Genomic DNA, 18,395 nt, shown 5'->3' with positions numbered 1-18,395 from the left:
ACCGTTGGATTCTCGGGTGTCTGCGCTGGCCTCTTCGCGAGCAAGCCCGCTCCACATTGGGTCTATGGCGTACACAAAACCTGTGGGAGCGGGCTTGCCCGCGAAGGGGCCCTCCGCTACAACACAATACTCATGCCGTCGTACGCCACTTCAACATTGCGTCGAACCAGTTCGGCGCGCTCGACCGAGTCCTCATCGAGGATCGGGTTGGTGTTGTTGATGTGGATAAGCACTTTGCGCTGCTGTGGCAGTTGCTCCAGTACTTCGAGCATACCGCCGGGGCCGTTCTGTGCCAGATGCCCCATCTCCCGGCCGGTGCGGGTGCCGACGCCGCGGCGCTGCATTTCATCGTCGTCCCACAGCGTGCCGTCCACCAGCAGGCAATCGCTGCCCGCCATGATCTCCAGCAACGGCGCATCGACCTTGCCCAGCCCTGGCGCATAGAACAACTTGCCGCCGGTACGCAGGTCTTCGACGATCAACCCGATGTTGTCGCCCGGGTGTGGGTCGAAGCGATGTGGCGAGTAGGGCGGTGCGGCGCTACGCAGCGGCAGTGGGGTAAAGCGCAGGTTCGGGCAGGCCGGGACGGTGAAGCTCTGGTCGAGCTCGATGCGGTTCCAGTTCAACCCGCCGTTCCAGTGGGTAAGCATAGTGAACAGCGGGAAGCCGGTGCTGAGGTCTTCATGGACCATGTCAGTGCACCAGACCTGATGCGGGCAGCCTTCGCGCAGGCTCAGCAGGCCGGTGGTGTGGTCGATCTGGCTGTCCATCAGGATGATTGCGCTGATGCCCGTGTCACGCAGGGCGCGGCCGGGTTGCATCGGGGCGAAGTTCTGGAACTGCGCGCGAATGTCCGGCGAGGCGTTGCACAGGACCCAGTTCACGCCGTCATCGGAAATCGCGATAGACGACTGGGTACGCGCTTCGGCCCGCAGGCTACCGTCGCGAAAACCTGCGCAGTTCACGCAGTTGCAGTTCCACTGCGGAAAACCGCCGCCGGCGGCGGAACCTAGAATCTGGACAAACATGGTTGCTCCATCACTTCAACGCTGAAAATAAAAACGCCCCGGACGGGCCGAGGCGTTGTACCGCATGTTCTACCCAAGGGCAGTATCAACGGCTGGCGAAGTACATGGTGACTTCAAAGCCGATACGCAGGTCGGTGTAAGCAGGTTTGGACCAAGTCATAAAAACGTTCCTTCAGGCTCGTGAGAAAAATTCACTCTATACCTATAGCCCACCTCCCGCAGGAGATGTTCAGAGGTTTGCCGGGCTATGTTACTGAAACGTTTCTGCAAATTGGAGACATCTCTCGAAGAAAGCCCATTACAGCCCCGGTAATGATCGGGCTGTCGGTTGCCATGTGCCGTCCGGGCAGGCATTGGTGGCCAGGCATCTGCGGCCACCTGCTGCGTGAATCAGGCGCTTTGCTGTATCGAGCAAAGCTGTGCGATTCAGTAGCAACACGGCCTGTTGCAGCTCAGACAGGTAATCCGATGAATGGCCGCCCAGTTTGCCCTGCCACAGTAGTTCAAAGGCTTGGGCAAACGGGATGAGATTGCCGTCGAGCTGCTCGGCCAAGGTCTGGCGCTGATTGATCAAGGACGCATTATCGAGCGTCGAGATGAGTTCAGGCAGTTGCTTCAGGAAGGCTTCGATGTGTTCGAGGATCTCTTTCGCCGATGCGTTAGGCGATTGCACGCCAAACAGCAGCCCGGTCTGTCCATTGATCTGACGGACACCACTGAACACTGCGTAACCCAATTGCAGTTCGACCCGCAGGCGCTGATAGAACGGCGTTTGGCAGAGTTGCGCGAGCAGGCGCCACGCGGCTTCGTCGGCCAGATCCTGAGTGGGCGTCGGGCAAAACAGCAATAGTGCATTTTCGTTGGCGTCACTGGGCACTTCGCTCCAGAGGCGTTGACCGGCAATGGAGGCGGGCGCGGTCATCTCACTGTCAGGAATGCCAGGCACGCGGCTCAAGGCGCGGGTGATCGCTGTTTGAACGGTCGCCGGCAGACCTGCGGCCAATCCATCCCAGCGTGCAGTGGCCCAGATCTGCTGTAGGACATCAGCGCCGGCAGGCGGCGATGTCGGCTGCGAATCCTGTCCCAGGCAATGTGCTGGCAACACCTTAAGCAATTGCCGGATCGCGATCAGCGGTGCTGACGACTCGGTACTGAGCCAGGCATCGGCGGCGGGATTCATCAGACACAGCAGCGCCTGTTCGAGAATCGCCGGCATCGGCTCATGCCGTCCGCTCATTTTCAGCAACCATTGATTGCCCGTTTCGCTGAAGGACAGCTCGACGCCTGCCTGACTGGCGTCATCGCACAGGCCTTGCAGGCTGCGGGCCAGTGTCGGCTGAAGATTGGCTGGCGGTGCGGAGTCGAGGCGCCAACGCAGGCAAATCGCCGCTTCGCCATTATCGCCTGCGAGACCTTGGCTGAACTGCATCGGCGAGCGCTCACGGCGACCGCGCGTGCGATCCTGGGCAAACGTGCGCAAGCCGCGATGAGCGCTGGTTTGTCCACGGATCAAACCGGCTGGTGCTGGCACTTCGGCGGAACGCAGGAACGGATTGGCGGGTGGCAGTTGCCAGACGACATCCAGGTTATCCACAGGTGTCGGGCTCATCTGCTGCACTATGGCTTTAAGCGCAATGACACCCGAATCCGACAGCTCTGGTTCAAGCTTCTCACTGTCCAGTCGGGCAAGTGCCAAGGCGTTGCTGGTTTGACGCTTTTGCTGTTGCAGCAGGGCATATTCTTCGCGCAGCTTTGACCAGTCGGCAGCGTCGGCGAAGAAGCTCAGCCAATCACCCAGCAGCTCACGGATTATCCCGGCCTGCGTTGCGGCACTGGCCGTCAGGTTGAACTCAACCTGCAGTAATGCTTGTCCGGCGAATTGGTACAGCGGCGCCGCCTTCAGGTTGTCGATCAATTGGCGATGGCGTAACTCGGCGAAGACGCCTCCCGGTTTCGACGTGTTCAGCCAGGTGCAGAGAAAATCCAGCGCTTCACGGGATGCGTTCGGCAAGGCTTCGAATGCAAACAGCAGGTTGAGTCGGCGTTCGTCAGCCTGTTGATAACTGTTGTTTGCGGTTGCCATCAACGCGGGCGGGGCGCTTTGCGGTTGCTGTTTACCGACGGCGAAGTCGCCGCTCAAACGCTCGGCCAGGCTACGCAACTCATCCACAGACTGCGGACCGGCAAGGCTCAGCGTTATTTGACCGGTTTGGTAGAAACGCTGATAGAACGCGCTTAAGGCCTGTTGAAACTCAGGCTGCTGTACCGCCAGGCTGTCGCGATTGCCGGCATGGAAACCGCGCAACGGATGATCTGGCGAAAGCCCTTCAAACAATGCGAGGTGTCGCTGTGCCTCAACATCTTGAGACCAGGCAATGAATTCAGCTTCCAGTACTTCCCGTTCACGCAACTGATCATCCGGATTCAGGCGCGGGTGGGCGAGCATGTCGCACAAACGCTCAAGCCCTCCGGCGAAGTCCTGAGGCGGCAGTTCGAAGAAGAAGTCGGTGGTGCGCTCGCGGGTGCTGGCGTTCAGTTGCCCGCCGTGACGTTGCACGTAGGCCATCAACCCATCGTCAGCAGGAAAGCGTTCGGTGCCGAGAAAGAACAGGTGTTCAAGAAAGTGCGCCAGCCCAGGCCAGGCCAGCGGCGCATCGTGACTGCCAGCAGCAACCCGTAAAGCCGCGGCGCAGCGTTTCAAACCGGGCGCATGACGAAGCGAAACCCGCAGGCCGTTGGCCAGGGTTTCGACGTGAGGGAGAAGGTGGGTCGGCGCAGGCATGAGCACTTCCGCTACTTAAGAAGTGCTCATGCTAGCGAAAACATGGGATCAGCGCTTGTTCAGCTCGCCGTAGAGTTCTGGTCGACGATCGAGAAAGTAGCGATTGGCGGCACGAGAATCGACCATCAGTTGGCGATCCAGCGTACCAACTATCAGCGCTTCATCCAGGCCGGCCTGGGCGATGCGACTGCCATCCGGTGCGGCGATGCTGCTTTGACCGCAGTAGTGGATCTCGCCTTCGTGCCCGCAGTAATTGGCGTACGCCACGTAACATTGGTTCTCGAAGGCCCGCGAACGCACGGTGACATCGGCGATGAAGTCGTAGGGAATCATGTTCGCCGTCGGCACCAGAATCAGCTCGGCGCCGGCCAGCGCCAGGCGCCGGGCGTTTTCCGGAAACTCCAGGTCGTAGCAGATCAAAAAGCCCAGCTTCCAGCCGTTGAGTTCCACCAATGGAAACTCATCCGGCCCAACGCTGAACATCGAATGATCGAGCTCGCCGAACAGATGAGTCTTGCGGTAGTTGGCCAGACGCTGGCCCCGGCTATCGATCAACTGCACGGCGTTATAGATCTGCCCGTCCTCGGCGCGTTCCGGATAGCCATACACAATGGCGATACCGGAGGCCTTGGCGATGCTCGCGATGTACTGCGCGCAAGTGCCGTCTTGCGCCTCGGCCAATGCGCCAACCGCTTCGGCGCCGATGTTGTAGCCGGTCAGGAACATCTCCGGGAACACCAGCAGATCAGCGCCTTTGGCCTCTGTAGCAAGCTTTTGCAGGCGCTGCAGATTGCCGGCAACGTCGAGCGGCAGCGGCGGGCATTGGTAGAGCGCTACGCGCATTTCGGAGTCCTCTTACTCGGGCAGGGCAATCGGGCCGATTTCATGGAACACATCGCCCGGGCCTGGGTTTTCGACGTGGGTTTTACCGCCGAAGTGATTCATGATGCCCCATACCGCGTTGAGCGAGGTTTGTACCGCGCCTTCGACCCAGGCCGGTGTCCACGAAACATCGTCGCCAGCGATAAAAATCCCACGCTGTTCGGCGGGCATGTCTTGTTGCATGAAGTGTGCATACATCCGCTGGTTGTAGCGATAGTGACCGGGCAGGGCGCCTTTGAATGCACCGAGGAAATGCGGGTCGGCTTCCCAGGACACAGTAATCGGGTCGCCGATGATGCGCGCGGCGATGTCGACTTTTGGATAGATCTTCCTCAGTGCATCCAGCGCCAGCTTCACGCGTTTTTCGATTGGTTGCGGAAGCATTTTCAACGCGTCGCTCATCCACGAATACGACAGGCAAATCACGCCCGGCTTGTCGTCGCCGTTATCGAAGAGGTAGGTGCCACGGGTCAGGCGATCGGTGAGGGTCATGCTCATCAGGTCGCGACCGGTTTCCGGGTCTTTGTCTTTCCAGAACGGCCGGTCGACCATCACGAAGGTTTTCGACGATTGCATGTAGCGGGTGCGGTCCAGGGCCATCCACATTTTTTGCGAGAACAGCGACTCTTCGCACTCGATCTGAGTGGTCAGCAACCAGCTCTGGCAAGTGGTCAGCACAGCGGCGTATTCGCGGGTGTCACCCCAGTTGTCGGTCACGCTGAAACGGCCATCGGCGGCGCGTGCGATGCGTTTGACCCCGGTGCGCGGTGCACCGTTGTGCAGTGAACTCAGGCTGGTGCCTGCCGGCCAGTGAGCGCAGCGCTCCGGCACATGGCGCCAGATGCCCAACGGCACCTGCTCTACACCGCCGACCACCAGGTGTTGGTGATCGTCGCAGTTGGTCATGACTACGCGGAAGATTTCCAGCATCGAGTTCGGGAAGTCCGAGTCCCAGCCACCGGTGCCGAAACCGACTTGGCCAAATACTTCGCGGTGGTGGAACGACAGCTTGGCGAAGGCTTTGGAGGTGGCGACGAAGTCGTAGAAAGTCCGGTCATCCCACAGCGGAACGAGGGTGTTCCACAGCTCTTTGAGGCGCGGTACATTGCGATCGCGGATCGCTTGCTGAATCTCGCCAAAGCGTGAGCCGTCTTCCAGTGCATCGGCCCAGGCGTCAGCCACTTCCTGGAACAGTGCAGGAAGGTCGGCGAGTTTCTGTGCGTAATGGGTTTGGCCTTCCAGGTCGATGACGGTGCTGCCGGAAGCTGGGGTCAGCGGGTTAGGGAAAGGCTTGGTCTCAAGACCGAGCTTGTCGACGTAGTGATAGAACGCAGTAGACGACACCGGGAAGCGCATGCCACCCAACTCGGCGATGATCCCTTCAGCGCCTTCGAAGGCCTGGGAGCGCAAGCGGCCACCCATTTTCGAAGCTTCATAGACGACCGGCTTGAGGCCCAGTTTCATCAGCTCGTATGCGGCCACCAGCCCCGCGATACCTGCGCCGACAATCGCCACTTCCGCGCCGTGGTTGTGCGCAGGAATACTGCCTAAGCCAGCCGGGTGCTCGATCCAGTCGTCAAAGGCGAATGGAAAGTCCGGGCCGAAAATGGTGACTGGTTTTTTACCGTCTGCAGGATGGCGATTGTTCTTGTTCATGGCTGACCTTGCTGGCGACTCGCACTCGGTGCTGAGTATAGGAAAAGACTGTCGCCATTCTAGGGAGCGTAGAGCACGTTAATAAGACGCAATGTGTCGTCGTTCTGCATATTGTTTGTGCAATATGACGAGATGATCGATCAAACTGGCTGGCCACGGTCAATTTTGCTGCTGAGGATGATCGACGTGGTGGTTTTTTCTACGCCGTCGACACTACCGATCTGGTCGAGCAACTGGTCGAGCTGTTCCGGTGAATCGGTACGCAGCCAGGCCACGTAATCGAATTCGCCGCTGACCGCACACAACTGCTGAACCTGCGCCATGGCGCTGAGCCGACGCAGTACTTCCTTGCCGGAGCGCGGTTGCACGGTGATCCCGACATAAGCCTGCAAACCGCCATCGACCACTCGCTGCCCGAGTCGCACGCCGTAGCCGGTAATGACCCGGGCCTTTTCCAGCCGCGCCAGGCGTGACGTCACTGTCGTGCGTGCAATCCCCAATTGCCGGGCGAGCATGGCCACGCTTTCACGAGCATTGATCTGCAAGGCCGCGATCAGTTGGCGGTCGATTTCGTCGAGGACGGGAGGGCGGGTATCAGGCAAGGTCATCTCCGGCGGCACATTTCGGTGGCGAGCATGTTACCGACTGGTGAGCCGTAAAGGGCTGTGCGATGGATCGGTTTACACGCAGAACACCTGCATGATGCAGGTCATTTGACCAAGGCCCTGACTTCTTGAATTTTTATATTGGGTATCACGCTGTCGGGGATTCTAGAGTTGCCAGAGAGGTTGTAGACAGAGAAGTTCTTGTTCATGACTTTTTTCGACATCAACTTCAATGACGGAAGAATTCGGGTGTGGAAATGTTGATCGAGTTCACACGGGGATATGCGGCTATCAGCCGTTTCATAGAACCGACCACTGGATTGTTGCAAGTCAACCCCGACCAGGATCACCTTGGTGAAACCGGCATGGTAGGCAAGTTGTAGAGCAAGATAAGCCACGGTGCGGGAGTCGAAAAAGCCATCGCTGAGATTTTTGCTAAACCCGATGCTCTTTCTTCGGTGGCCAAAAATAGAACGACTGCGTACGAGATCGTTGTTCTTTTTGAAGATCGAATCGACCCAGGATTGTTTAGCTGCCGACTTTAGCGCGTATAGCTTGCCGTGAGGTCGAATGCTGTTTCGCCGGATGAACTCCTCCCACAAGGCGACTCGCTGGCTAATCTGCATCGCGTGCGAAAATAGTTCGGGCTGCTGAGTCGGGAAGCTCATGTCCGTACAAGCGTAGAAAAACGGCTGGATCGCGGTGCCCTCGAAAAGTGCGACCGCGCCGTTCATTGTGATCATCGGTACATGAGCGAATTCTTCAATGGGAAAGTCTTTGGCGGAACTGCCGGAGGCAATGATGAAAACAGTTCCTGTTTCTATGTTGTGACACTCATTGAACCCGTTCACATAACTAAGTTTGTTATCGATCATGAAATATTTTTCGCTTGCGTTCATCAGGTGTCCGTTGGTCATGCCAATGGCATCGATTGTTTATTCTTGTCGGTGGTTGGCATCGATACCGAATTTCAAGATATCTGATAGCGCGTCATTCGTCATGGGGCTTCGATGTAGCCTGATGAGCGCTTGATATCGAATGTGGGTCAGGAAAGGGTCTCGAATACCAAGCCCGACACGCTCGTGCGACGTGGGTTTTCTATCGGGCCGACCGATGACCTGCTACTTGCGCCAAGGCGCGTGAACTCAAAAATGCACAAGATATTGCGCTGGGTATGCATGGGGTCATGAAAACATGAACTGTAGACGTTTTTTTCGCTAAATGCATGGCGTAAATGCCATGGGCTTGGCGTCCTGGACTTCTCATGGGTACAGAAAAGCCGCGCAATGCGCGGCTTTGAGTTTGGTGGGCCCACACGGACTTGAACCGTGGACCAAAGGATTATGAGTTGCTGGGCGAGCTGATATGCCTAGAGAAAGCGTTCGTAGGTGAACGTAGGCTGGCATAGCTGGAGGCCCCGTAATACGTGGTGTTAAGCGTAATTTTGAGAAGGTTGCTCAAGCTGAGTACTGTACCGTGGTTGTACTGATTTTGCAGCCTTTGAGTTTCGCAATTCGCCCCGCAGTGAATTCTTCGCCCACGATCTTCTGTAGTGCCCCCGGGCTAATTCTCTCGCAGCGCCAAACCACGTTCCATTCACAGATCGAGAAGCAAAACGCGGCTTGGCCTAAGGCATGCGTATAGTCTGACTTTAAAGGTTGGCGATTGCGGTGACCTTTCATGTGCGCTAGATCCGTGCTGTCTAGGATCAGAATTAGGCCCATTTCCGACTGCACCTGGCCTGCGTTACAGCCGCCACCCATCATTTAGCAGTGATTTTGGCGGCATCTAACCTACGTTAGGAGTTACCAGTATGTTCAAAGTAACCCCCCAATCCGCCGGCAAGGTCCAACGCTAAGATAATCGATCAACGCGCTGTTGATCGACTGTTGTCCCATATGATTTTGGGTCAGAGACGGCACCGAGAAATCGTGCCAGGGCTTCAGTCCCCCTCCGTGAACCGCCGCCGCGTCAGGAAAAGCACCACGCCCAGCGGCACGGCCAGCAGTGCTAGCAGCTCCAGGTCAAAGCCCAGCACCTGCTGCTCACCAACCTTGAAGATGCTGACCAAGCCCGTTGCCAGCAGCGCCAAACCCAGCCACTTGCGCAGCGGGTATGGTTTCAGAAACTGAACGAGGATCGCGCCCAGCACCAGAAGGACGACAGTTTGCATGATGTAGGGCATGTGCAGTTCCTCAGACCTTGATGACCAGCGTCACGACAGAGCGCTGTGGGCCAATCCCGCCATGGACCTCTCCCTCGATGCTGACCAGCGCGTCACCTGCATTCGGTCGTACATATCGACGACCATGCTGTTGACTTGGTAATGGGCGCGTTTCGCTTCGCCAAAGTGCAGCTCGCGCAGGCGACCTCGGTCGCTTTCCATGAGGGTGATTTGAGACCTATTGAAGACGATCCCTTCCTCGGACCTGTACTGCGTGGTCTGCTCGAACTTCATGCGCGTATCCATTCGTGCAAAAAGACGATGATTTTCTACAAGCGGTGACTAAGATGCAAACGGTCTTTGATGTGAGGCCCCGGGGAATTTGACGTCTGCACGGGTCTCATCGCCAGCGAGCCAACTCCCCGGCAGATAGCACCTCAAACTGGTGTCATGTATCTGTGGAGATCGATGGTGAGGATGTTGAGGGGTGGGTATACCGTCCATTCACGCTCGGTATCTGATAGAACCAGCGGTCTCTGTGGACGTTTTGTGGACACTGATAGTGAATTGAAAGGAAATGATCCATCGAGAGTGAATGTCTCAGATGCACAAAAGCCGCGCAGTGCGCGGCTTTGAGTTTGGTGGGCCCACACGGACTTGAACCGTGGACCAAAGGATTATGAGTCCTCTGCTCTAACCAACTGAGCTATAGGCCCTCAGTAGGCCGCGGATTATAGCGATGGTTTCCCGACTGTGCTATCCGAAAAGTCTGAAACTGCGATACGAAGAAAGGTTGCGGCGAATTCGTCGGCGGGTAGAGGCAGGCTAACGATGTAGCCCTGGATCTGTTCGCAACCCTCGGCAGTCAGGAATTGCTGCTGCGCGTGAGTTTCAACGCCTTCGGCTATGATCGTGAATTGCATGCTGCGGCCCAGGGCAATAATTGCGCGGACAATGGCGGCATCGTGCGGGTCGTCCGGCAGTCCGCGGACAAAGGACTGGTCAATTTTCAGGAAATCCAGCGGCAAGCGTTTGAGGTAGCTCAACGAGGAATAACCGGTGCCGAAGTCGTCGATGGCCAACTGCACGCCCAGACGTTTGAGTTGATGCAGGACTTCAAGTGCCTCTTCGGCTTGGCTCATGATGAAGTTTTCGGTGATTTCCAGTTGCAGGAAGCCCGGTTTGAGGCGGTTGTCCTTGAGCAGTTGTTCGATGCGGACCAGCAGGTTCGGCTGGCGTAGTTGTGCTCCGGCCAGGTTGACTGATAGCGGGCCGAAACTTTCATAGCGCTGGTTCCACTCATGCATCTGCAGGCAGGCCTGTTCCAGTACCCAGTCACCGATTTGCAGGATCATGCCGTTTTCTTCGGCCAGCGGGATGAAGTGCTCGGGCGGCACATCGCCGAAAGCTGGATGGCGCCAGCGGATCAGGGCTTCGGCGCCTACCAGGCGCGGATGGTTGAGACTCACTTTGGGTTGATAGAACAGCGTCAGCTCATTGCGCTCGATTGCGCGGCGCAGTTCATGCTCCAGTGCCACGCGTTCGCTGGCCTGTGCGGTCAGGTCGCGGGTATAGCTTTCAACCCTGTTGCGACCTTTGGCTTTGGAGCGGTACATCGCGGCATCGGCGTTTTTGACCAGCGTGGCGACGTCGATGCCGTCATTGGGGTAGAGGCTGGTACCAATGCTGGCGCTGATGAAGAACTCATGCTCGCCAGCCTGGAAGGGCGCGGTGAAGCAGTTCAGCAGCTTGTTGGCAATATGGTCGGCGTCGCTGGCTTGCTGCAGGCCCGGCAGCAGGATGATGAACTCGTCACCGCCCAGCCGCGCCACGGTATCGATGTCCCGAAGTTGCTCTTTGAGCCGCACCGCGATGCCTTTGAGCAGCAGGTCGCCAACCGGATGACCCAGGCTGTCGTTGATGTGTTTGAATCGATCGAGGTCAAGGAACAGCACTGCGCCCTGGCCACCGTTTTCTTGCTGGTTGTTGAGCGCGGTCAGCAGGCGGCTTTCGAAAAGCGTCCGGTTTGGCAGACCTGTCAACGGATCGTGGTGGGCCTGATAGTCGAGTTTGGCCTGGGCGTGCTTGAGGCTGGAGATATCGGCAAATACCGCCACGAAGTGGGTGATGAAGCGGTCTTTATTGCGCACCGCGCTGATGGTCAGCCAGCTGGGGTACAGCTCGCCATTCTTGCGGCGGTTGGAAATTTCGCCCTGCCAATGCCCTTCGGCGGTCAGTTGATGCCACATCGCCGCGTAAAAGGCGCTGTCATGCAGGCCTGAGGCGAGCAACCTTGGCGTATGGCCCAGGGCTTCGGTTTCGCTGTAGCCGGTGATTTCGGTAAACGCGCGGTTGACGGCGCTGATGTGCTGTTGGGTGTCGGTGATCAATACACCTTCTGCGGTGCTCTCGAATACCGTGGCGGCCTGTTGCAGTTTTTCCTGCATCAGATGCCGCTCGGTGATATCCCGGGCGATGGTCAGCATGCAATCGTCATCGCCAATTGGCAGCGGCCGGCTGGACATCTCGCAGAGACGGATCTGCCCATCGTTGCGACGTATATGGCAACTGAAGTCACGCACGAAGCCGTCGCGTTTCAACAGGTCGAGCATCTGCCTGCGTTCATTCAGGTTGACCCAGATGCCGAGGTCGAAGGTCGAGCGGTCCAGCGACATTGCGCTGTTGAAGCCGGTGATGCGGCTGAAGCCTTCATTGACCTCGATCAGCAGGCCGTCGCTCACGCGTGACAGCAACAAGCCGTCAGGGGACGCATGGAAGGCTTTGGCAAATTTCTCTTCTGAGGTTTGCAGTTGTTGTTGGGTTTCCTTGAGCTGGCTGATGTCACGCACTACCACGACCAGCGCGGGGGTGGTGTCGAGCTGGAAGGGTTCGGCGGAGATCAGGCCGGTGAACACCTGGCCATTGCTGCGACGAAAGGGCATCTCCAGATTGCGAATACTGCCGGCTTGCAAGCGCTGCAAGAGCCCGGGACCGACACCGGCGATGCCCCAGATGTTCAGCTCGGTGGCGGTCCGTCCGATCACTTCTTCGGCAGTGAGGCCGATTTGCTCTTCGAACGCCTCGTTGACCTCCAGCAGACAACCGTCGGACAGACGTGCAATAACCAGTATGTCCGGGCATTGCTGGAACACCGAGGCAAACTTCTGCTCGGAGCGGCGCAAGGCTTCTTCGGTTCTTTTGGCTTCGCTGATGTCGATCATCAGCCCGCGCAGTATCGGCTCGTGGCCGTGCTCTATCAGGCTGACGATATCGCGTACCCAAAGGCAGCGCCCGTCGGCAGTGATCACCCGGTAATCGAGGCTGTGATCGCGTCCGGCAAGTACTTCGTGATCACAAAATGCCTGGGCGCGCGTGAGGTCGGCGGGGTGGATGATATTGCGCCAGAAGCCCGGAATCAGCCAATGGGACAAGGGGTAGCCGAGCAGGCCTTCGGCATGGGGAGACACGTAGCTGTACGTAAAGTCGCTGATTCGCGCTTCCCAGGCTATCGCCGAAAGGCTCTCCACCAGGCCGCGGTAATGGTATTCGCTGGTGCGCAGCTCCTGTTCCAAGGCTACCCGGCGGGAAATTTCCGAGCTCAAGCGACGATTGATGCGGATCACCACGGCCAGAACGGTCACCAGCAGCAGTACGCCGGGCAAGCCGTACATCAGCAGGTCGGACCAGAAGGTGCGGTGGTCGAGGACATTACCGACCCAATGCTCCTGGATGGCGCTGATTTCACCGGGGCTCATGTCCGCCAGCACTTTATCCAGAATGCCGACCAGCATTTTGTCGTCTCGCGGTACGCCCATCGCCAATTGGTAGCGATACGGCGTTTCGCCGCTGACGTAGAGCCCGTCGAGTTTGAGTTGGCGAAGGCTCCAGACGCTTGAGGCCAGATCGCCGACTACCGCGTCGACCTCGTCGGTGGCCAGCGCCTGCAAGGTCGAACTGACATTGGGCATGGGGACCAGATTGAGGTCAGGATGGTGGGTGCGCAGCAGTTCATGGGGGGCGTAGTTTTCCACGACGGCAACTTTCAGGCCGTAAAGGTCTTCCAGCTTGTGCGGCTGTGCACCTTTCACATGGGCCAGGATGACGATCGGAAAGTCCAGGTAGGGCCGCGTGAACGCGAGGTAACTTTGCCGTTCGGGCGTCGACATGACGCCGGGCAAGAGGTCCAGCTTGCCCTGTTTGGCCTGTTCCAGGACTTCGGTCCAGCTCACAGGCTCAATGGGCGTGACCTTGATTGCCAGGCGATCACGCACGATGTTGATGTAGTCAGCGGCAAGGCCTTGGTATCGGCCTTGCTCATCGCGAAATTCAAACGGTGGCCAGGAAGCGTCGACACCCAGGCGAAGTTCCGGGTGAGCCGCAAGCCAGACACGTTCTTCGTCGCTCAGAGTCAGCGCGCCAGCCGTTGTGGTCCAGGTCATCAGCAATAGCAAAAGCACGGCCGGCAGTCTGGGCATAACGGTCTCGTTATGGCTTGGGGGGGAATGTTTCGAGTGTAGACGGGCTAGGCGGCGGGAGCGAAGCGAAGGGGATTTAATCTACAGAAAGCAAAACCCCCGGCAGGGCCGGGGGTTTTGTGATCACTCGTCGAGGAAGGAGCGCAAATGTTCGCTTCTCGTCGGGTGGCGCAGCTTGCGTAGCGCCTTGGCTTCAATCTGACGAATCCGCTCACGGGTAACGTCGAACTGTTTACCAACCTCCTCGAGGGTGTGGTCGGTATTCATGTCGATACCGAAGCGCATGCGCAGAACCTTGGCTTCACGGGCAGTGAGGCCGGAGAGAACTTCGCGAGTCGCTTCTTTAAGGCTCTCAACGGTAGCAACATCGATTGGCGACTGCATGGTCGAGTCTTCGATGAAGTCGCCCAGATGGGAGTCTTCGTCATCACCGATCGGGGTTTCCATGGAGATCGGCTCTTTAGCGATCTTCAATACCTTGCGGATCTTGTCCTCAGGCATTTCCATGCGTTCGCCCAGCTCTTCCGGAGTCGGTTCGCGACCCATTTCCTGCAGCATCTGACGGGAAATACGGTTGAGCTTGTTGATCGTCTCGATCATGTGCACCGGAATACGGATGGTGCGTGCCTGGTCGGCGATCGAGCGAGTGATCGCCTGACGGATCCACCAGGTGGCATAAGTCGAGAATTTGTAGCCGCGGCGGTATTCGAACTTGTCTACCGCTTTCATCAAACCGATGTTGCCTTCCTGGATCAGATCGAGGAATTGCAGGCCACGGTTGGTGTACTTCTTGGCGATCGAGATCACCAGACGCAAGTTGGCTTCGACCATCTCTTTCTTCGCGCGGCGGGCTTTGGCCTCACCGATCGACATACGACGGTTGATGTCCTTGATCTCGGCAATCTTCAAGCCGGTTTCGGCTTCAAGTGCGGTCAGCTTCTGCTGGCAGCGAACGATGTCGGCCTGCAGGCGACCAATGGCTTCAGCGTATTTGCTTTTGCCTTTGGCCAGTGCTTCGGTCCAGCTTTCGTCAACTTCGTTGCCCGGGAACTGGCGCAGGAAGTCGGCACGCGGCATGCGTGCATCACGAACGCAAAGTTGCATGATCGCGCGCTCTTGCTGACGCAGACGATCCAGGGCGCTACGTACACGCTCAACCAGGCCTTCGAATTGCTTCGGAACCAGTTTGATCGGCATGAACAGCTCAGCCAGCGCCAACATCTCGGCAATGGCCTGCTTGTTTTCACGACCGTGCTTTTTCAGCGCCTTGCGGGTGATTTCCATCTGATCGGCCACAGCGCCAAAACGCTGTGCTGCGATGACCGGATCCGGACCGCTTTCGGCTTCTTCTTCGTCGTCACTGGCTTCAGCGTCGTCGTCATCGGTGTCGTCATCCGCTTTCACGGCTTTCGGGTCGACAGGCGGCGGCACTTCTGCAGCAGGCGGCGCAATGCCGTCGTCCGGGTCGATATAACCGCTCAGGACGTCGGACAGGCGGCCACCTTCGGTGGTGACGCGAGTGTATTCGGAGAGAATGTGGTCAACCGTGCCAGGGAAGTGCGCAATTGCGCCCATCACTTCACGGATGCCCTCTTCAATACGTTTGGCGATTTCGATTTCGCCTTCACGTGTGAGGAGCTCTACGGTACCCATTTCGCGCATGTACATGCGCACTGGGTCGGTAGTGCGACCAATGTCGGTCTCAACCGCTGCCAACGCTGCCGCCGCTTCTTCTGCGGCTGCTTCGTCGGTATCGGCGTCGGCCAGCATAAGGGAATCCTTATCTGGCGCAACCTCGAATACGTTGATCCCCATGTCATTGATCATGCGGATGATGTCTTCCACCTGTTCCGGATCTGAAATATCCTCCGGCAGGTGGTCGTTGACCTCCGCGTAAGTCAGGTAACCCTGCTCACGACCAAGGGTGATCAACTCTTTGATACGAGACTGCTGTTGCGCTTTTCCGGACATAACACCCTATCCACTGAAGGTCTTGGCGGGCAAAAAACAAGCCGAGGATTATACCTTAGCTATGACCTCACGCGCCACTTGAGGTCGGGTTTGATGCGGAAACATTCCGTTTTAGTAGGTCGCGCATCTGATTTGCTATTTGATTCGCTTCCTCGGCAGTCAATCCTGGCTGCCGTGCTTTCTTGATGAGGTCGTCGAGGGTCTGCGTGTGCTGACCCGCTGATAACCTAGTAATGGTGTCTAAAAACTGTTGTTCAAGGTTGTCACCTTCAATTAACCACTCCTTTTCCGCGAGTGCTTTAAGCAGGCGTCCTTGCTCGGTTCCATGCCAGCGGGCCATTAGCTGGATAGAGTTTAGCTTAGGATTTTTTTGCACGGCCTCGATCAGGGCTATTAGCAGTTGCGCATAAGTGTTGCTTTCATTTGCGAAGTGGTCGGCGGTCTCAACTTTGCCGGCCAGTTGCGGATGATGAATTAGTGTGCGCAGCGCAATCAAGGTGGGGGCCTCGACAGCAATCGGGGTGCGGGGTGGGCTCCGCTCGTCGCGTTTGCCTTTCTTGTCCCAGGGTTTGTTGTCCCACTTCTTGCCGCCGCTGCCCGGTTTTTTCGGCGTCCAATCCTGTTGAGGTACATAGGCCTCTTGCGGTTGGTGGTAGTCGGAATAGTCCGGCATGGCGTCGTAATCGATGCCGGGGTCGTAGGCGGGAGGTGCATCCTGTGGCGCGCTGTGCACCAGCTGACTGACTGCCTCGCTGTTCAGGCCGGTAATTTCGGTCAGGCGCTGGCGCATCAGAGTGCGCAGGTTGGCTCCCGGGACTTTGTCGATCAGCGGCGCGGCGAGGGTGGCCATGTGGGCCTTGCCTTCGAGCGAGCGCGGATCGGACTCCTCGATCAACTGCTGAAAAAAATAGTCTGCCAATGGCTGGGCGTGTTGATTGATCCGCGCGCGAAAGGCGTCGGTGCCTTCGGAGCGGATCAGCGTGTCCGGGTCTTCGCCTTCGGGCAGGAACAGGAAGCGCGCACGCCGTCCGTCTTGCAGGCTCGTAAGCGTTGACTCCAGGGCGCGCCACGCGGCATTGCGGCCAGCCTGGTCACCGTCGAAGCAGAACAGTACGTTGGGCACCACGCGAAACAGCCGCTTCAAGTGTTCTTCGCTGGTGGCGGTGCCGAGTGTGGCGACGGCATTGCGCAGGCCTTGCTGGGCCAGGGCGATGACGTCCATGTAGCCTTCGACGACGATGATCTCATCGAGATTGCGGTTATTCTTGCGTGCTTCATACAGGCCGTAGAGTTCCTGGCCTTTATGAAATACCGGGGTTTCCGGTGAGTTCAGGTATTTCGGTTTGTCGTCGCCCAGTACTCGGCCGCCAAACGCGATGATGCGCCCGCGGCTGTCGCGAATCGGGAACATTACGCGATCGCGAAAGCGATCATAGCGTTTGCCGGTTTCGGCGTTCTCGATCAGCAGGCCGGCGTCGATCATGGCTTTTTGTTGCAGGGTGTCGCTGCTCAGATGCTTGAACAGATTGTCCCAGCCCGGAGGTGCGAAGCCGAGGCCGAAATCGCGGGCGATCTCGCCGGTCAGGCCGCGACCCTTCAAGTAGTCGACGGCTGCTTTTCGCGCCGGATGGCTTTTCAGTGCCTGGCGGTAGAAATCAGCAGCGGCGGTCAGCAGTGGGTAGAGCGGCGAGTCGGTCGGTTGCCGCGGTTTATGCGGGCGACCGCTTTCCTCGCGGGGGATTTCCATGCCGGCGGCTTTGGCCAGTTCTTCGACAGCCTGGGGAAAATCCAGGTTGTCGTGGTCCATGATGAAGCCGAGGGCATTGCCACCAGCGCCGCAGCCAAAGCAGTAATAGAACTGTTTGTCCGGGCTGACGCTGAAGGAGGGGGTTTTTTCTTTGTGAAATGGGCAGCAGGCGGTGTAGTTCTTGCCGGCTTTTTTCATTTGCAGGCGCGAGCTGACCACATCGACGATGTCGGTGCGGTTCAGAAGGTCGTCAATAAAGCTCTGGGGAATTAGCCCGGCCATGGCGTTCTCGTCATCACTGCGCTGAAAATCTAACCCGCGCGAAAGGCGGCCTGATGCTGGTCATTATGTTGAGGCGCGGAGGATGTGCGGCTCGACCAGGTATCGTCTGCGTATTCGCTGTCGGGAAGTGTATCTGCCGAAAATCCGCTGGCGTTAGTGCTCATCGGTATTCGACTGTTTGAAAGTGTTGCGCTGAGTCCGCATTGGCCAAAGGGAGGCCTCGGATAGCTCATAAGTGGGCACGCAAAATCGTGCCTTGGGCTGATCGTCGTGAGAGGAATCAGTAAAAGGTTGTGCTCGTCAGTAGCCTTGGAAGGCTCGTCAGAAGAGACGTGCACCGCTGGCAAAAGAGCCAGGTCTGACGTGTGAAGCAGGTTTGTCTCGGTCGCGTCTGCGGCTTTGACAGTGAAGCATCAAGCGATATCCGCAAATGCCATAAGCCCGGCTGAGGGCCGGGCTTGGCAGAAGCTTGCTACGAACGTCTGCGTATTAGTACAGACGAACGGCGCGGCGCTGTTCGCGCTGAACTTTCTTGGCGTGACGCTTAACAGCGGCTGCTGCTTTACGTTTACGCTCAGAAGTCGGCTTCTCGTAAAATTCGCGGCTACGAACTTCAGCCAGAACACCGGCTTTTTCGCAGGAGCGCTTGAAACGACGCAGAGCTACGTCGAAGGGTTCGTTCTCTTTAACTTTGACGGCTGGCATCCAGAGCTACCTTCATTCATTACCGGGGTCAACATCCTCGCGGCAAAAGTGCACTTGAAGACGTCGGTTTTTAAGGGTTGCGGATGTTAACCCCTCAT

Annotated in this window: 13 protein-coding genes and 1 tRNA gene; all 14 read right to left on the bottom strand. The window is 57.8% G+C overall.

All coding sequences use genetic code 11. The features are described 5' to 3' along the window. Nucleotides 1–116: 116 nt before the first annotated feature. Nucleotides 117–1,028 (bottom strand): pyrroloquinoline quinone biosynthesis protein PqqB, encoded by a 912-nt coding sequence (pqqB, locus tag AC3WK5_RS23325; RefSeq protein ID WP_103322134.1) that lies wholly within the window; start codon nucleotides 1,026–1,028, stop codon nucleotides 117–119. An 85-nt stretch (nucleotides 1,029–1,113) separates the two neighbouring features. After that, on the bottom strand, nucleotides 1,114–1,188 hold the full coding sequence (gene pqqA, locus AC3WK5_RS23320; protein WP_003194766.1) for a pyrroloquinoline quinone precursor peptide PqqA: 75 nt from the start codon (nucleotides 1,186–1,188) through the stop codon (nucleotides 1,114–1,116). A gap of 138 nt (nucleotides 1,189–1,326) precedes the next feature. Continuing rightward, the gene (pqqF, locus tag AC3WK5_RS23315) at nucleotides 1,327–3,810 is read right to left on the bottom strand and encodes a pyrroloquinoline quinone biosynthesis protein PqqF (protein ID WP_103315903.1); all 2,484 of its coding nucleotides are present in this window, start codon (nucleotides 3,808–3,810) and stop codon (nucleotides 1,327–1,329) included. Nucleotides 3,811–3,858: 48 nt separating this feature from the next. Continuing rightward, the gene (locus AC3WK5_RS23310; protein ID WP_054594328.1) at nucleotides 3,859–4,653 is read right to left on the bottom strand and encodes a carbon-nitrogen hydrolase family protein; all 795 of its coding nucleotides are present in this window, start codon (nucleotides 4,651–4,653) and stop codon (nucleotides 3,859–3,861) included. Between the two features lie 12 nt (nucleotides 4,654–4,665). Then, nucleotides 4,666–6,348, bottom strand: coding sequence for a flavin monoamine oxidase family protein (locus AC3WK5_RS23305; protein ID WP_103315904.1), 1,683 nt, complete (start codon nucleotides 6,346–6,348; stop codon nucleotides 4,666–4,668). 140 nt (nucleotides 6,349–6,488) lie between these two features. After that, nucleotides 6,489–6,950 carry an Lrp/AsnC family transcriptional regulator gene (locus AC3WK5_RS23300; protein ID WP_008067391.1) on the bottom strand — a complete coding sequence of 154 codons (462 nt, stop codon included), beginning with the start codon at nucleotides 6,948–6,950 and terminating at the stop codon, nucleotides 6,489–6,491. A gap of 107 nt (nucleotides 6,951–7,057) precedes the next feature. Continuing rightward, entirely contained in the window at nucleotides 7,058–7,852 is a 795-nt protein-coding gene (locus tag AC3WK5_RS23295; RefSeq protein WP_054598193.1) for a WaaZ-like lipopolysaccharide core biosynthesis protein, read from the bottom strand. A 1,043-nt stretch (nucleotides 7,853–8,895) separates the two neighbouring features. Next, nucleotides 8,896–9,138, bottom strand: coding sequence for a hypothetical protein (locus AC3WK5_RS23290; RefSeq protein ID WP_054594326.1), 243 nt, complete (start codon nucleotides 9,136–9,138; stop codon nucleotides 8,896–8,898). Between the two features lie 30 nt (nucleotides 9,139–9,168). Further along, nucleotides 9,169–9,411 carry a hypothetical protein gene (locus AC3WK5_RS23285; protein ID WP_103315906.1) on the bottom strand — a complete coding sequence of 81 codons (243 nt, stop codon included), beginning with the start codon at nucleotides 9,409–9,411 and terminating at the stop codon, nucleotides 9,169–9,171. Nucleotides 9,412–9,756: 345 nt separating this feature from the next. Beyond that, nucleotides 9,757–9,833, bottom strand: a tRNA-Ile gene (locus tag AC3WK5_RS23280). Between the two features lie 15 nt (nucleotides 9,834–9,848). Continuing rightward, complete coding sequence (locus AC3WK5_RS23275; RefSeq protein ID WP_103315907.1) at nucleotides 9,849–13,592, bottom strand: bifunctional diguanylate cyclase/phosphodiesterase; 3,744 nt, start codon at nucleotides 13,590–13,592, stop codon at nucleotides 9,849–9,851. 123 nt (nucleotides 13,593–13,715) lie between these two features. Further along, nucleotides 13,716–15,563: an RNA polymerase sigma factor RpoD gene (rpoD, locus tag AC3WK5_RS23270; protein WP_019693936.1), complete on the bottom strand. Its 1,848-nt coding sequence runs from the start codon at nucleotides 15,561–15,563 to the stop codon at nucleotides 13,716–13,718. A gap of 67 nt (nucleotides 15,564–15,630) precedes the next feature. After that, nucleotides 15,631–17,592, bottom strand: coding sequence for a DNA primase (dnaG, locus tag AC3WK5_RS23265; RefSeq protein WP_285379220.1), 1,962 nt, complete (start codon nucleotides 17,590–17,592; stop codon nucleotides 15,631–15,633). A gap of 489 nt (nucleotides 17,593–18,081) precedes the next feature. Next, complete coding sequence (rpsU, locus tag AC3WK5_RS23260; protein WP_002551877.1) at nucleotides 18,082–18,297, bottom strand: 30S ribosomal protein S21; 216 nt, start codon at nucleotides 18,295–18,297, stop codon at nucleotides 18,082–18,084. Nucleotides 18,298–18,395 lie beyond the last annotated feature (98 nt).

This window comes from Pseudomonas sp. FW306-02-D09B (genome assembly GCF_058782685.1).
Note: the sequence above shows the minus strand (reverse complement) of the source record. Positions and strands in the feature narration are given on the sequence as shown.

What these genes read in the sequence shown, in the direction of transcription:
- pqqB (WP_103322134.1), bottom strand. Translation starts at nt 1,028, where the DNA reads ATGTTTGTCCAGATTCTAGGTTCCGCCGCCGGCGGCGGTTTTCCGCAG.
- pqqF (WP_103315903.1), bottom strand. Translation starts at nt 3,810, where the DNA reads ATGCCTGCGCCGACCCACCTTCTCCCTCACGTCGAAACCCTGGCCAAC.
- AC3WK5_RS23310 (WP_054594328.1), bottom strand. Translation starts at nt 4,653, where the DNA reads ATGCGCGTAGCGCTCTACCAATGCCCGCCGCTGCCGCTCGACGTTGCC.
- AC3WK5_RS23305 (WP_103315904.1), bottom strand. Translation starts at nt 6,348, where the DNA reads ATGAACAAGAACAATCGCCATCCTGCAGACGGTAAAAAACCAGTCACC.
- AC3WK5_RS23295 (WP_054598193.1), bottom strand. Translation starts at nt 7,852, where the DNA reads ATGAACGCAAGCGAAAAATATTTCATGATCGATAACAAACTTAGTTAT.
- AC3WK5_RS23290 (WP_054594326.1), bottom strand. Translation starts at nt 9,138, where the DNA reads ATGCCCTACATCATGCAAACTGTCGTCCTTCTGGTGCTGGGCGCGATC.
- AC3WK5_RS23285 (WP_103315906.1), bottom strand. Translation starts at nt 9,411, where the DNA reads ATGAAGTTCGAGCAGACCACGCAGTACAGGTCCGAGGAAGGGATCGTC.
- AC3WK5_RS23275 (WP_103315907.1), bottom strand. Translation starts at nt 13,592, where the DNA reads ATGCCCAGACTGCCGGCCGTGCTTTTGCTATTGCTGATGACCTGGACC.
- rpoD (WP_019693936.1), bottom strand. Translation starts at nt 15,563, where the DNA reads ATGTCCGGAAAAGCGCAACAGCAGTCTCGTATCAAAGAGTTGATCACC.
- dnaG (WP_285379220.1), bottom strand. Translation starts at nt 17,592, where the DNA reads ATGGCCGGGCTAATTCCCCAGAGCTTTATTGACGACCTTCTGAACCGC.
- rpsU (WP_002551877.1), bottom strand. Translation starts at nt 18,297, where the DNA reads ATGCCAGCCGTCAAAGTTAAAGAGAACGAACCCTTCGACGTAGCTCTG.